12 protein-coding genes are annotated in these 14,859 nt (G+C 47.6%); all 12 read right to left on the reverse strand.

Annotation, left to right across the window (positions count from 1 at the left end):
• Positions 1-22: 22 nt before the first annotated feature.
• Positions 23-187 carry a hypothetical protein gene (locus CLV98_RS23460; protein WP_158281272.1) on the reverse strand — a complete coding sequence of 55 codons (165 nt, stop codon included), beginning with the start codon at positions 185-187 and terminating at the stop codon, positions 23-25.
• A 369-nt stretch (positions 188-556) separates the two neighbouring features.
• The gene (locus CLV98_RS15305) at positions 557-1,402 is read right to left on the reverse strand and encodes a sugar phosphate isomerase/epimerase family protein (protein WP_109675453.1); all 846 of its coding nucleotides are present in this window, start codon (positions 1,400-1,402) and stop codon (positions 557-559) included.
• A 75-nt stretch (positions 1,403-1,477) separates the two neighbouring features.
• Positions 1,478-2,596, reverse strand: coding sequence for a Gfo/Idh/MocA family protein (locus CLV98_RS15310; RefSeq protein WP_109675455.1), 1,119 nt, complete (start codon positions 2,594-2,596; stop codon positions 1,478-1,480).
• A 63-nt stretch (positions 2,597-2,659) separates the two neighbouring features.
• Positions 2,660-3,394, reverse strand: a complete 735-nt coding sequence (locus CLV98_RS15315) for a ThuA domain-containing protein (protein WP_109675457.1) — start codon at positions 3,392-3,394, stop codon at positions 2,660-2,662.
• Between the two features lie 19 nt (positions 3,395-3,413).
• Positions 3,414-6,938 carry a PVC-type heme-binding CxxCH protein gene (locus CLV98_RS15320; RefSeq protein ID WP_109675459.1) on the reverse strand — a complete coding sequence of 1,175 codons (3,525 nt, stop codon included), beginning with the start codon at positions 6,936-6,938 and terminating at the stop codon, positions 3,414-3,416.
• 324 nt (positions 6,939-7,262) lie between these two features.
• A complete protein-coding gene (locus CLV98_RS15325) occupies positions 7,263-7,511 on the reverse strand; it encodes a hypothetical protein (protein WP_146202289.1) in 249 nt (82 codons plus the stop codon).
• An 89-nt stretch (positions 7,512-7,600) separates the two neighbouring features.
• Positions 7,601-8,221, reverse strand: a complete 621-nt coding sequence (locus tag CLV98_RS15330; protein ID WP_229203402.1) for an RNA polymerase sigma factor — start codon at positions 8,219-8,221, stop codon at positions 7,601-7,603.
• 128 nt (positions 8,222-8,349) lie between these two features.
• Positions 8,350-9,801, reverse strand: a complete 1,452-nt coding sequence (locus tag CLV98_RS15335) for a Gfo/Idh/MocA family protein (protein WP_109675463.1) — start codon at positions 9,799-9,801, stop codon at positions 8,350-8,352.
• Positions 9,802-9,921: 120 nt separating this feature from the next.
• Positions 9,922-10,656: an SDR family oxidoreductase gene (locus CLV98_RS15340; RefSeq protein ID WP_109675465.1), complete on the reverse strand. Its 735-nt coding sequence runs from the start codon at positions 10,654-10,656 to the stop codon at positions 9,922-9,924.
• A 197-nt stretch (positions 10,657-10,853) separates the two neighbouring features.
• Positions 10,854-11,429, reverse strand: a complete 576-nt coding sequence (locus tag CLV98_RS15345; protein WP_109675662.1) for a Crp/Fnr family transcriptional regulator — start codon at positions 11,427-11,429, stop codon at positions 10,854-10,856.
• A 196-nt stretch (positions 11,430-11,625) separates the two neighbouring features.
• Entirely contained in the window at positions 11,626-12,699 is a 1,074-nt protein-coding gene (locus tag CLV98_RS15350) for an aminotransferase class V-fold PLP-dependent enzyme (RefSeq protein ID WP_109675467.1), read from the reverse strand.
• Between the two features lie 113 nt (positions 12,700-12,812).
• Positions 12,813-14,717: a phosphoglycerate dehydrogenase gene (gene serA / locus CLV98_RS15355; protein ID WP_109675470.1), complete on the reverse strand. Its 1,905-nt coding sequence runs from the start codon at positions 14,715-14,717 to the stop codon at positions 12,813-12,815.
• Between the last annotated feature and the right edge of the window lie 142 nt (positions 14,718-14,859).

Below are 14,859 nucleotides of genomic sequence, written 5' to 3' on the forward strand. Positions count from 1 at the left end.
TTAGTTTTAAAAACCAGGGTTATTAGGTAACAAATTCGGATTTACCACTCCCACCCTCGGCATCATCGGTCAAATATAGACTAGCCCGAAAATCCTCTATGGCCCTATAGAAAACATACTTTAACCAATGTAATAACCCTTTATCCGCTTCAAGGACATTAACATAGCTAAGTATGGAATCGGTCATAGATATTAAATCTGACTTTAGAGCGAAAAATCTATTAACTATTTGTTTTTTGTAACAAAGTACCCAATTTCCTTCCGGTGAGCCCTTTGATTAGGGCCACTTCTCCGGGCCGATAGGCACGACCATCTGGATAGAAGCTGTCATAAACCAAAGTTCAGGTTCCCTGGCATACCATTGGCTCGCCTGTTATATACTTCAAATACTACGCTGCCTGTCGGTTTCGTCAATTTGACATCCCTTATTGCTGTATGAAGTAAAAAATACCAATACGTAATAACGGCAACCTTTTAAATATTCGTCATCAAACCCTTATTGATGCTATTATTTAGCACAATTTGTAGTTATATCTATATTATATTGTTTTAGGATTTAAAAAAGCCACTTATAAAACGCCAACCCCTCCGTGGCCAGGTCATCGGCGCTGTTGGCGAGTGGGCGCCAGATGCTAGCAGCCTTAGCTAGTTCCTTAGAAGGTTGGCCGAAAGTCTCTATCACGATGGCGCCTTCATACTGGATCTCTCGTAGGGCGTCACGTAGGTCTTCCCATTCCAAATGGCCCGTACCTGGAGTGCCCCTATCGCTCTCATTACCTTGCACATGGCATAGCAGATCTTTGCCAATCGATCGGACACTCTGGGCTATATTTTTCTCTTCTATATTGGCATGAAAGGTATCCAAAACGATTTTGAGAGAAGGGTGACCTACTTCGCCTACCAGCGCTAGGGCCTGGTCTACGGTGTTGATCATATCCGTTTCGAAGCGGTTTAAAGGTTCCAAACCCAAAACAACTCCTTCTACCCGCGCCAGTTCGGCCAATTCATGGAGGGTTTCGACGCACCAGCTTCTTTCTCGTTCTTTTTGCTCGGCGCTCACCAGCCGTGTCTTGCCGACGGCCGAATAGAGGGGACCGCCAAAGAGTGGACTCTCCATATAAGCGGCAATGCGAATACAATCCAGAATATAGGTTTTACCGATTTCGCGAAAGTCGGGGTTGGTACTAGAAATATCACGCTCAGCACCGAAGGCTCCACTGATGGTAACTTTCAAATCCAGCTCCCTGGCTGCCAGGCGCACGCTTTTCCAATCGATTAGAGAGGGGTCTTCTACCGCAATTTCGATCAGATCGTAACCCATGGCTTTTACCTTCTTAAGCAAAGGAAGCTGAGCGGTAGAAAAAGGAGAAGCCCAAACGAAGGTACTAATACCAAATATCATAACACAAGTCAATTATTCGCCAAAGGCGAATGAAGGGCCCACCTCAATAACTTGGAGGCGGGCCCTGTAAATAATTTATAGTCCGAAGGTAGGCACCTCTACACGCTCCCCACCTTTCATGGCCGATTCATGGGCACAGATACCCGCACAAGTATAGTTGGCCGCCAACGCAGCGTCCACCGCCGAGTCACGCCCCTCTATAATGGCCGCAACAAACTCTTGCACCAAATGAGGATGCGAGCCTCCATGCCCGGCTCCTTGCAAGAAAGACACATGATTGGGGTCATCGATTTTCTCCCTTTTGGTAAAATGTTTGATGGGCTCTATCAGCAATTCATCGGTATCGGGCACATCGGTTCTGACGGCATTCTCACCTCCATCGAACACCACATGCTGCTCATCCTGCAGTTGTTCCCATTCGAAGGACATTTTGGTACCGTACACATCATAGCTCTCCCGGTACTGGCGAACGACGTCGAAGAGAGAGCGGGTTGCTTCTGCCACCACATCCGAGTCTTTTAGCTTGAAGGTGGCCGTTTCTACCGCAAACGGAGAGCCATAACGACTGGTGAGGTCCTCAGAGAGCCTGCCAGAACCGTGGCATACCACCGACTCCGCCACGGTATTATTGATCTTCAACAAGGGGGAAATGGCATGCGTACCATTGAGCATTGGGGGGTAGCCCTTCCAATATTCTCCCCAGCCCTCCATACTCATGTCCTGAATATGCGAGCCGCGTACAAACTGAATCTTCCCTAGCGCTCCTGACTCCGCTTTTTTAAGGCCAAATAAGAATTCACGCGTATAAAGCGCCGTCTCCATCATCATGTACACTTTGTTAGCTCGGCGCTTAGCCTCCACAATAGCCTCACAGTCGGCTACCGTCATGGCCATGGGAATGGTACAGGCCGTATGCTTACCGGCATTTAAGGAGGCCAAGGTCATACGGGCATGCTCGGGGACGGGCGTCACGATATGAATGGCATCAATATCGTCTCGTAAAGGGACGTCTTCAAAATGCTCAAAAACGAGATTTGGGTCTAGGTCAAACTTCTTCGTCAGTTCTTCACGTGTCTGCCGATTTCTGGTACATATCCCTACCGCCTTTATATGGGGATGACTCTGATAAATAGGGATAAATTCCTTGCCGAAACCCATTCCTACTATTACCACCGTTATTTGTTTCTGATTCATACTCTTTTAATAGATTGTATAATATAATTCATTCCTTAGCTTCAAGACACCCGCTTGGGGGACCTATTTTGACACCCACTTCACCGCATTCCTAATAAGGCTTTGATAGGCCGGCAAGCTATGTGAACCGGCATCATGGCCTAAGGCTATGCCCAAAATTCTCCCCTTTCCATATTGGACTTCAAAAACACTCGGAAAAACGGCATCTGATTGCGTAGACTTAGCCGTTGCCAGCACCTTGATGGGCGAACCTTCTGGATCCGATTTGAAATAATAGAGCTCATCATCGAGCTCAAAAACGGCTGGCACACCTTTCATTACCGGGTGGCTTGGGGCGGTGATGCTCACATCAAAGGGGCCATATTTGTTGTGCCCCCGAGCCCCACCTCCTACCAAATTTTTATTGTATTCGGGCCAATCGGCCCAGTTGTACCAAAGGGCCGGATGTGCCAATACCACCCCTTTTCCCGCCTGCGAAAAGGCCATAATTGCTTTTCGTATCGTTTTATCCTCAATAGGTTGATTATTGGCCAAAAACAAGACATCAGTATCGGGTAGCAGGGTTAGTATTTGACTAGGATCCTGGGTGTAGGTTACCTTGGCCAGCTTACCTCGCTCCAGGGTTGCCACATCTTCCTGCTTATACCAGCGATCGAAGTCATGGGAGGACCCTCCTCCCACCATCAATACCCTTATCCCTTTCTTCTTAACAGAACTGTGGGCTTGGCCTCCAATGCTCAGAAGGAGCAATAATGATAACAAATAATACGTACTTCGCATACTTTGGTGCATTTTCATGAGGTAAAAATTCCGTTTCTTATTTGACAACCCGCAGGATACCGTTCATTCCCCGCCAATGTCCCGGGAAGGTACATACGAATGGGTAGTCGCCGGGCTCAGCCGGAACTGTAAACTCTAAGGTTACCGTCTCTCCAGAGTTCACCAATTTGGTAGAGAAAAGCACCTCAGGAATGTCGGGGACATAGTATCGCTGAGCGGCCTGTGGATCGGTAAGTAGGGCATCGGCAGCCTTTCCCACGGTTTCCAAAGTACCTGGACGGGCAATCAGCATATTATGCTGCATCCCATCGGGATTTTCAAGAATAATGGCCACCTTTTGTCCGGCCTTTACTTTTATCAATGTTTTAGAATACTGCAACATCTCGGGCACCACCGACAGCTCGATCACTTCCACATCGGTGGTGGGCTTAAAGGTCGATTTCTTAATGACGGTTACTGGACTTTGGCTAACTTCGGGCCTATTGAGCATGAGCTTGGCCTTTTGAAAACTCCCCCTAAAGGAAAACTTGTCGGGATAAGCCCCAATTTTAGTCTCTCGATCCTCCCCACTCCTTACTGTCTCCGGCAAAGGAGCGCGAAACAAACCATGCGTATTTCCTGTAGCCGCCAACTCCCCGTCAATCTCCAGGGTCAGCTTACCAGAATTGTCTAAGCGAGCCAGTACCTCAAATTTTTCGGGCAGGTCGGCATCAGATTGCACCTTGGTCTGCATCCCGTGCTGGTTTACCTGTACTACCACCCTCCCATTGGCAATGTAGAGGGCATAGCCCGCTGTGGCATCTCCCTGTCCCATAATAAAGCCCTCTAGCTCATAGTCTTGATCTTTGGTAATGAGGACCGACAGTGCAATCTCCTTGCCTGTAACGTCGGGTGCAAACTGCATGGTGGTTCTGCGTCCCAAATGATATACTTCCTGACGCAAGGAGTTACGGATTTTTTCTGCAAATGCCGTCGGGCTGTTATCCCTTATGGCGGCAGCCAAAAACCCCTCTTCCTGTGCTATGGCCGCAGCTAGGAGGGCCTTGGCTATCCACGGATCCGCTGCATTTTCTTCTACTTTCGTGGCATTATAAAGCGCTTCTCCTATGGCCGGATCGGCCGGGTAATGGATCAGGCTCACTAGGGCCGCCAGCCGGGTATTCAGATCCGTATCTTTAAGCAAAGGCACCATCGCATCAAAACTTTGGCGGTTTCTTGGCAATACGTCCACTGCCGCTTTCCGAACTCCCGCTGCCGGGTGCTTCAAGGCCTGCACTACCACACGAACGGCCTCTGGGTGGCTGCCATCCAGCATACCCAGGCCATGCAAGGTCCATAATGCGTGCACGGCTGGACTATTTAACCCAATGGAATCCACGGCCTTATCCCCAATTATTTGATATAAGACGGGGGCCACCGACCGATCCCCCGATTCGACCAATAGCCTTTGGGCGGTCATCCTCCAGAACATATTGTCGTTTCGGAGGGCGGCTAAAAGCCCAGGTTTGTCCTCTATCGACAGCCTTGGCTGAGGTTTCTTCACCGCCTTTTTGTAAACGACCCTGTACACTCTCCCGTGATTGGTATCGCGCATCTGGCTTTCGAAGGCATTTCCCTGTCCATGAGGCTGCTCTGTAAACGGAAGGATAAACTCTGAAGGCGACTGACGCGGAACGAATACGTTGTGCTGTATGATAAAGTTATACCAATCGGCCACCCAAACGGCTCCATCGGGCCCCACTTCGGCATGCACCGGCCCAAACCATTCGTCGGAGCTGGCCATTAGGTTCCATCCATCCGATTCCTTAAAGCCGGCTCCATCTTTTTCGATAATGGCATGATGAACAAGCCGAACGGTAGGCTCCGACACAAAGGCCACCCGGTTCCAGTAGGACTTGGGGTAGTCGCGTGCCGTATAAAAATGATGTCCTGAGGCGGCGGTAAAGCCTCCTACCACATCCACTTGGCGCAAATTGGGCGTCATAGCATGCGCATCGTAATGTCCGTCAATTTTTTGCACAGACTGAATTTCCTTCTCTTCCCCCTCAAGCCGCCTTTGCATATATCGCGCTGGCATGGAGTAAAAAGCACTATGGGTATTATTGGCCGTCGATAGGAACACGTTATTGTCTTCGGTGAAGCCTAATCCCCAGGTATTATTGCTGGTATTGCCCAAAAAGGCAAAATCGGAGCCGTCGGGATTAAAATGATAGACTCCCTGAGGAAATTTCAGTTTCTGCCCATCGACTACCCCGTCGAACCCAGAGTAGCCATTGACTCCCCATATCTTATTATCGAAGCCATATTGCAGATGCGAAGGACCGGCATGGGTATCGTTTTTACCCCACCCGGTCATAATCACCCGTCGGACGTCGGCCACGTCATCCCCATTGGTATCCTTTAAAAAAACAAAATCGGGCGCCATAGAGACGATCACCCCGCCCTGAGAGAATACCATGCTCGTGGGGATATTGAGCCCATCGGCAAAAACGGTAAATTTATCGGCCTTGCCATCGCCATCGGTATCTTCGCAGATTTTGATGCGGTCGTTGGCCTGCCCATCGGTCTCCTTAAAGGTGTTGGGGTAGTCCACCGACTCCACTACCCAAAGCCGACCCCTTTCATCCCAAGCCATAGAAATGGGGTTTTGAATGTCGGGTTCTGCTGCAAAAAGCTGGATTTCGAAATCGGCCGGCACTTGAATTAACTTGCTCGATTGGGCTGGAGAAAGAGCGACCTGTTCTTGGGGTACTACATGGCGCTGGGTAAACCCTGCGATGGTATCGGACTCGTAAATATCGGGATCTGGAATGTCTAAGGCCGCAATTTGTTCGGACACTCTGTCACCAATCGCCCAGAGGACGCCGTTACGTACCAAATTCAAAAAACCAATATTGGTCCAGGTTTTGTCTTCATGGCCATAGGCCGTGTAAAACACCCGCCCCTTACCTTGGGTGCGTACCCAAGTATAAGGCTCATGATGGGTACCATCGACCCGCTCACCCAATATCAGGTTATCGGGGTTGAGTCGTTGATGTACATAGGTTTCATCCCAGGTCTCGAAGGGGGTGATACCCTTCAGGACTGGGTGCTGAGGCTGTAGAATGGTATTGGCAAAGGAACCAGTACCATGCGAGGCAAACTGCCCCCCGATAGCCGAGATATACCAATCCGAATTCCGAAAACAACCCGATGCCGAATGAATAGGGATAAGGCCTTTGCCCCCGTCTACGAAAGCCTTGAGCGCAGCCTCCTGCTGTGGAGGTAAAGAATCGTGATTGGCATAGATAATCAGGCCATCAAATTTGGAAAGGTTCTCCGTATTGAGATCCGCCAAATCGGTGGTATAGGACATATTCACCCCACTCCGAAATAGCTTTATAGCCAGCCAAGGTGCATATTTCCCCGAGTCGTGGTGCTTGCTCTGATGCCCCAAAAAAAGCACTTCGCCTCGACGTGCTGAAGGTACCCCCTCCGACTGCCTGGTATGCTGCACCGTTTGGTGACTTTTAACACAACTTACTACGATGACCCACAGGATCAACGCTTTCCAATATTTCATATTTACTTACTTTATCTAAAAAAAACGTTAGGTAATTCTTAACACAGAATAGTATTCTATTCTCCAAGTCCAACGACTCGACGTATGGCCCTTGGGAGAACATCAGCCCTTAGGCATGGATGAATTTAGGCCGCGAAAATTACTTCAATCAGCCCCTATAACGGAACCCTTAGCTCGTTTAAATACCCCAGCATATGGCCCTAAAGTAGCCTTTACCCTCCCACCGAACAATAACGCTATAGTATACACGTAACCCACCCAGCCGATACCCGATCGACCTGTCGATACACGCTGATACTTCAAATATTCAGGAAAACCTGCCTTTCACTTCATTTTACCTTTTACCACCTCCCACATTTTGCTACTTTGCTCGGCGCTGGGTTTGTGACGCCCCGTATCCACAGCCAGTAGCAATACATATTCACGGGCAGATGCTATTAAACCCGTCGATTCCGGAAACTGCACCTGATAGTCATGCCAATAGCGATCCTGTATCGTATCCGGATTAAGTACCCAATCGATAAACTTGTCGTGCCGTATCAGCTCAGTAAGGGTAAAGGGTACTGCTTTCATCTGGTTTGCCTTTCTGGTGCCATTCATATACTAAGAGTCGGGAAATCGGTAAACGACCCCTTCAATGCATGCGTATTTCGAATAAAATTTTAAACATTCAGGAGGAGAGCCAAGCACCACAAGGTTAGGTGTGCCAATTCTTGAGCCAATCTCATATGGGTCAAGGCTTTATATAAGAAATTTCGAACCGACTTCTGGCTTACTCCCATCATCTGGGCTATTTGCTCGTTGGAAAGGCCTTCGTAATACCGCAAGGTAATGGCTTCCAGCTGGCGCTGAGGAAGGGAGTTGATCAGTTTCTGCACCATTTCTTTGCGCTGACCTTCGGACTCGGCAGCGATCATAAGCTGTTCGGTATCGCCCAAAGACTGAGCCAAAAGGACTTCCTCGGGCACCGCACTCAGGTCGTCGGTGTGGCTATGCCGATCCATTCCTTTACGAATACGCCTACGCAAACAACGCAACAAGTAGTATCTGATGGACAGAACCTGTTCTGTAAGCCCTTCCCTTAGCCTCCAAATATCTATGAACACATCCTGAATGGCATCTTCCAGCAGGTCGGTCTCCGAAGTAAGCTTGCTGCCATAATTATAAAGATGGGGATGGTACTTTTCAAATAGGAAGGTAAAGGCGGCCTCATCGCCAGAACGTACGGCCTTCCACAGCTGTGGTTCTGTTTCCCAAACTCCGAAAGGTTCTATTTTTTTCACGATAGACTAGGTGCTGCAAAATCATCAATGGTCAAATATAATAATTTTTCATTGGAATGGTATTCTATTCTTACACCGAAGTCGGGAGGGGAATAGCCTTTTGCACTATTCCCCAGTCGTAATCGACCTTATAATTTCAAATCCCAGCCATCGCGGTATTCTCTTTTTACGAACTGATTGGCATTTTCATAATTGGTCACCTTCATATTCTCGGCATCCCAATACAGTTTTTTACGTCCTAAATATTTATCTGCCGAACGTTTCGCTGTGGGGTTATCGCGCGACATCCAGCTTCTGAGGGCCAAGTTGCCAATGAGGATACTTTCAGTAAAGGGAGCGGCGTATTCAAAGGGCGAACTAGTAACCCCCTTGCCATAGCCATCCATACATGCATTTACCCATTGCAGATAGTGGTCCTCGTTGGGTACGCGCGCCAAAGTTTCGGGAACATTCACGATTTCATTCTCCTTCAGCGGAAGCAACCGAGGGTTGGCCCCATAGCAGTCGGCCATCAGCTTTCCTTTGGAACCGATAAAGAGCACCCCGCCATCCGAATTTCCAAATGCATCTCCAGGCTCGAGCTCCTCGGGCAGTTCAGGCAATATCCCGCCGTCGTACCAGCTGACCTTAATATTCCCTTCCCCGTCGTTGCGGGGGTAGTCGAGGTGAATAGAAGTGGTAAAGGGCGTCCATGCCGGGTTATTATCTTGCTCTCTTAAAGTAAAAGTCCAAGTACCTCCTACGCTACACTCCACTGAAGTAGGATAAAGGATCGGCAATATCCTATACACAGGATCCATAATATGGCAGGCCATATCGCCAAGCGCTCCGGTGCCATAAGGCCACCAGCCTCGCCAGTTCCATGGCAAGTAGGATTTGTTATACCCCACCTTGGGTGAAGGTCCTAGCCATAGGTCAAAATCGAGCTCTTTAGGGATGGGGTCTATGGTGTCAGTAGGTACGGCCTGTGGCCAAACCGGACGGTTGGTCCAGCATAACACCTTTTCTACCTTCCCAATAATTCCTGAGTTATAGAGCTCCTGCATGCGGCGCACCCCATTCCCCGAACCACCTTGGTTCCCCATTTGGGTGATTACCTTGTATTTCTTGGCCGCTTGACCAAGGATTCGGGCCTCATAAATATCGTGGGTCAGGGGCTTTTGGGTATACACATGCTTGCCCAGTTGCATAGCCGCCAATGTAGCCACCGCGTGGGTGTTGTCGGGGGTAGAAATGGAGCATGCATCGATATTTTTATGCTCCTTCTGTAGCATTTCTCTAAAGTCCCTATAGTAGTTGGCCTTGGGGAAATTCTCCCTAGAAGTAACCGCCTGCCTGTCATCAACATCACAAAGGGCCACTATATTCACATGGGGACTCTTGGCAAAGCTCGCCAAGTCGCTTCTCCCCTTGCCCCCTACCCCAATACCAGCAATATTGAGTTTATCACTTGGAGCGATATATCCTTTTCCTAGAACATGGCGTGGAACAATAAAGAAAGAGCTGGCCGCTAAACTACTCGCTTTGATAAATTCCCGGCGTGTCGGGGCATTCGCTTTAGTTGACTTTTGGTCTTTCATACTTTCGTTAGATATGGGTTTCTATTGGGTTGGTAATTGGTATACGCCAAAGGCCTATAACAGGACTATTCACATACCAAATATTACAAAACCCAAAGCCACAAAACCAACCAACCTACTTCATCCATCGTTATTATTAATGATCCTATCGGCCAGCCTTGGCCAGAGCCTATGAAGGATTCGCAACAGTCTTATCTTCCCAATATTGGCCTCAAACCGATCGTGCTTAAAGCATATTACGAAGGCATCGGCAAGCTGGTCAGCGGATATTTTCCCCTTCCCTCTGCCTTGGGTCATATCGGTCGCCACCAACGGGGGGATCAGTTCAAAAACCCTGGTATTGGGCAGCTGATAACGGAGCGACTGGGAAAATAAATGCATGGCGGCTTTACTGGCACTATAGACAGCCGCCAACTTTTTGGGTACTATGGCCATCCCAGACGATACATTAATAATGGCCGATCGATGATTGGCCATCAGTATAGGCAATAGCGCTGCCGTCAATTTGGCTGGAGCTAGGAAATTGACGGTCATTTCATAATCGATTTTACTGAAAATATGGGGCTCCTCTGCAAATAGGTAATTATACTGAATACCCGCATTATTGATGAGGATATTCAGATCGGGATGTTCTCGTTCAATAAAGAGAATAAGGCGATCCAAATCGGCTGGCACTGCCAAATCACCCATAAAGGTGGCCAGGGTTGGATATTGCTTTTGAATAGAATCCAAATCAGCTTCGTTTCTTCCGGTAATAATCACCCGGTTGTTCAGTGACAAAAACTTCTTGGCAAGTGCTAATCCGATCCCCCGAGTCGCCCCGGTGATCAGGATTTTATGTTGACTAAGCTCCATTTTATGTAAAGGTTAAAATCCATCGTTTTCTCCCGCCATTTCAATACACCAACGGCCCTTTGTACAAGCATTAACAATACCTGCCATACCACGGTGGTGGATCGACAGCCTGCTTGGCAAGGGCCTATGACCTTCATGAAATAGCGTTACAAATAACCGGCTTGTTTACGGGCCGTCCATTTACATAGGTAAAGAAATCATCCTTTGGTCCGCATTTTTCTAATCCGGCTCAACTGCGTGGGTGTAATGCCGAGATAAGAGGCTATATGATATTGCGGAATGAGGTTTTCTAGCTCAGGAAATTCATTTTTGAAAATCTGATAACGTTTATCGGCATTTAGCAATACGATTTCAACCTCACGCCTTTCTTTCTGTACAAAATATTGTTCGGCAAGTATCCTTGACAACCGTTCCAAATCGGGCCACTCATCGTAGCGCTTCGTGAGGGAGTGGTAATCGGCTTCCCAAATATGGCAATCGGTAAGCGCCTGCAGATTGATAGGACTAGGCTCTCCCGTAACCAGGGAAGAAAATCCACCAATAAAACAAGGAGCCCTAAAAAAATGCTTGTTATACTCCTGCCCACCCTCTGTACGGTAGTAGGCTCGAAGGATTCCGTGTTCCAATATCCCAAACTTTTTGGCCACCTTTCCAGCCTCCACAAACGATTCGTGTTTCCTGAGTGCGACCTCACAAAAGATCCCCTCCAATTCACGCAGGGTAGCGGGAGTTAGCGGAGAGATAGAACATAGATATTGGAACAGCTGCTGCACGACTCCTGTATTTAGTAGGTACAAAAAAACTGGAAGACTCCAAAGGCCTATCGTATTGCCCTGAAATATAGGACAAAAAATTAAAAGCCTAGGGCTTATTATCTCAAATTGGCAAGAATTTAAAAATAACTGGCTACCTACCAAAAGAGCGCAGCGACCGATGGTCCTGCGCTCCTAGTCTAATATTTTATTTCATTTATATGCCAGCAAGTCCGGCCGTCAGCTGTTCCACCTGCTCTAAGGAAGTAGCCGGGAAATTGGCAATACGGATCTGTTGCTCTTTGAATTTGCCATAGCCACTACCTACTACCATCCCTTTGGTTTTTAGGGCCTTAATAACCTCCGATGAAGGACGCTCCGTGTCGGCCACGACAACCGTTTGCGACTGGAAAGGCTTCTCCTTTACGAAGGCAGAAAAACCGGGGGTTTTCTCTATAAAATCGTACAATATTGCCGCTTTCTGTTCGGTCTGTTGGCGAATCGTATCTACGCCTATGGCATTCATCTCCGCCGCTATTTGGCCTAGCAGATAGATCCCCATCACGTTAGGCGTAGCAGGGGTTTCATGATTCAAGGCATTTTTCCAAAGGGTAGGCAAATCGTTATGAGCCCCTATGGAATAGGTCTTTTTGATCTCCTGAGCCTTTTCCAAACATTTTTCACTCACGATCCATACCCCCAGGCCTGCTGGCAGTCCAAAAGCCTTTTGAACGGAAAAGAATGCGTTTTCGATCATAGCGTAGTCTAGAGCCGGATAAGGGGCTGAAGACACCATGTCGACGGCCATAAACCGATCGGGGTGCTTGGCCTTTAACCGATGTATCTCCTCCACGGGCATCTGTACCCCTGAGCTCGTTTCGTTATGCGTCACGGCAATCAGTTCGGCGTATTCCGGTACCACTATTTCCGAAGCTGAAAATCCCTCTCCCATGGGCTTTTCTAATTTATGAGCGTATTTGTTGAGGGCATGTGAATAATCGGCAAATTTTGTCGAAAACGAGCCGTTTACCAGGTGAAAACTTTCCATGGCCACACAGCTAAAGACAATACGCTCCCAGGCTTCGGAGGCTGACCCTAAGAATAGGATTTGATGGGACTCGGGTACATTAAGAAGGGCACGTACCTGCTCCACCGTATATTGGTGCAAGGACCTATATTGGGCACTTCTATGAGAAATGGACCCTAGCTGCTGGCTCACAAAATTCTGTAAGTGCTTGTCGAAGCTTGGATAAAGCTGAGCGGGACCTGGAGTAAAGTAAATTTGGGACATATAATTAGTAATTGGAGTGAATTCTACATTCGTTGTTTTGCAAAAAACCAAAAAGGTTTGATTAAAGAAGTAACACCCTTAATCAAACCTTTTCAGCTTAACTTGGTGACATCTTAGTACAGCATTCTAAACCGAATGGTCCCATCTACCTCTTTCACCATTTGGATAAACTCTTCGGTATATTTTTTAGAAATATCCACGATTACATATCCAATATGTTCGTTAGTCTTCAAATATTGACCCGTGATGTTAACATTCGTATCGGCAAAAATACGGTTCAACTTCGCCAAAACACCTGGCACGTTGGCGTGTATATGAAGCAAACGATGCGAATCTTTGAGCTTAGGTAGCTGCACCTCAGGGAAGTTGACACTACCATACGAGCTTCCATTATTCATAAACTCCAACAATTTGGCCGGAACAAAATGGCCTATGTTTTCCTGTGCTTCTTCGGTACTGCCTCCAATATGAGGGGTCAAAATCACGTTGGGCAGGCCTATCAACTCACTCTCAAAGGCTTCCTTATTCGTTTTGGGTTCTTTAGGGAACACATCGACACCAGCACCAGCGACCTTACCACTTTTAATGGCCTCGGCCAAAGCCTTGATGTCCACTACATGGCCCCGCGACAGGTTCATAAATATCACCCCGTCTTTCATCAAATCGAACTCCCGCTTGCCGATGATATTGGTATTTTCCTTGCGACCGTCCACATGAAGGCTGATGACATCGGAGATACTCAGGAGCTCGTCTAGGGTACTCACCTTACGCGCATTTCCTAGTGATAGCTTTTCTATCTCATCGTAGAAAAACACTTCCATACCCATGGCTTCGGCTACGACCGAAAGCTGGGTTCCAATGCTACCATAGCCTACCATTCCTAGCTTCTTGCCTCTTACCTCGAAACTACCATTGGCCGACTTGTCCCATTTACCCTCGTGCATCATATTGCTCTTAGGGACAATGTTACGAATCAACAGGATCATCTCCCCTATAGCCAGCTCTACTACCGAACGGGTATTGCTATAAGGTGCATTGAAGACGGCGATGCCGCGCTTGGCAGCTTCGTCCAAGTCGATCTGATTAGTACCGATACAAAAAGCACCGATCGCCATCAACTTGTTGGCATGCTCCAATACTTTTTTGGTGATATTAGTCTTCGAACGGATCCCAATGATGGACACATCCTTAATGCGCTCACAAAGTTCGTCTTCGTCCAAAGCCCCTTTTACGAATTCAACATTAAATCCTTCTTCTTCAAATGCCTTGAGGGCGGCGGGGTGCACATTTTCCAAAAGCAATACCTTGATACGGCTCTTGGGATAAGACTGGCTACGCATTAACTTATTGTCGAAAAGGAAATCGTCCAAAGAGGTAGCGATATGATCGGCCACGGCCACCACCTTCTCTCTTTCAACATTTTCGGTAAAGGCATAAAACCGGTCGGCTAAGCCCGATTCTTTCATCTGATAATCGGTATAGCCATCGCCAATCACGTAAACCTCACCTTCTAGCTTTAGATTTTCCAGCAACTTAATTTTACCTCCGTCGGTAGATAGCACGTTGTCTGTATCAATTCCAACAATATTTCCTTCTTCGTCGAAAAGAAACTCATTGGCAAAAACATGGTCGGCCCGGATACCCAATTCGGTAGCTACCGGAACTATAAATTCTTTAAAGCCGCTCGATACAATATAGATCTGATCTGTATTTTCAGAAAGAAACTGCTTATTACGTAAAAATGAATCGGAAACCTTCGTTCTTAGGAAGGAGATCAACTCCTCAATATGGGAGCGATTCCCACTCAACAAATCGATTCTCTGCCGAAGACCTTCAGCAAATGACATTTCTCCACTCATTCCCTTATCGGTCAGATTACGGATCTGCCCGACAATCTTTTCCCGCTCGGGATTATTGGCTAAAGCAATGGCGGCCAGTTCGTCCAACCCCTCCACTTTGGTGAAAGTGCTGTCGAAATCGATAATAATGTACGGAGACGTAAGCGTTAATGTTGACATGAAACGGTAGATAACGGAATTAATTTCTAGCTGTATTTAAAGAATCAGATCGCCTAAAGTAGAGCTTTATCCAATCAGGCCACAAAATTACAAATCTGATTCTTACCGCCCTAACAAAATTTGCAATGCTTCCGTTTTAATT

The sequence above is a fragment of the Dyadobacter jejuensis genome, assembly GCF_003149085.1.
GTDB classification, from domain to species: domain Bacteria; phylum Bacteroidota; class Bacteroidia; order Cytophagales; family Spirosomataceae; genus Dyadobacter; species Dyadobacter jejuensis.